The following is a 396-nucleotide window of genomic DNA, read 5'->3' on the forward strand; positions in this document are numbered from 1 at the left end:
GTGAAGCCTTTGTCAGTGATTTGTCTTATCACCAGATCAATGGTGGCGGCGACACCTGCCCAGGCTATGACATCATCCTGATCAAAAAAGGCATTAACGGTGTGCGGCAGGAAGCTGTCGATAAACTAAATAAATTGTCAATGGAGAATCCCGAGGACATCGATAAGATTTACTTCTACAAAGCGGAAATTGAGACCTGTGATGGTATTTTGGCATATGCCAAACGGCTTTCCGATTATGCCAGGGAACTGGCGGACAGGGAGCAAGATCCAGGCCGCAAGGTGGAGCTTTATAAGATTTCCGATATTTTGACCAACGTACCGGCCAATCCACCCCGGACCTTCCATGAAGCCCTGCAGTCCATTTGGACACTGGAATCGCTGTTTGTGGTGGAAG

1 protein-coding gene is annotated in these 396 nt (G+C 48.2%); it reads left to right on the top strand.

All coding sequences use genetic code 11. The annotated features are described in order from the left end of the window. Window positions 1–396, top strand: a 396-nt coding sequence (locus V6C27_14850) for a pyruvate formate lyase family protein (protein ID MEG6617660.1), incomplete at both ends; no start/stop codon positions are given.

Source organism: Peptococcaceae bacterium 1198_IL3148, assembly GCA_036763105.1.
Lineage (GTDB): Bacteria > Bacillota > Desulfotomaculia > Desulfotomaculales > Desulfohalotomaculaceae > JBAIYS01.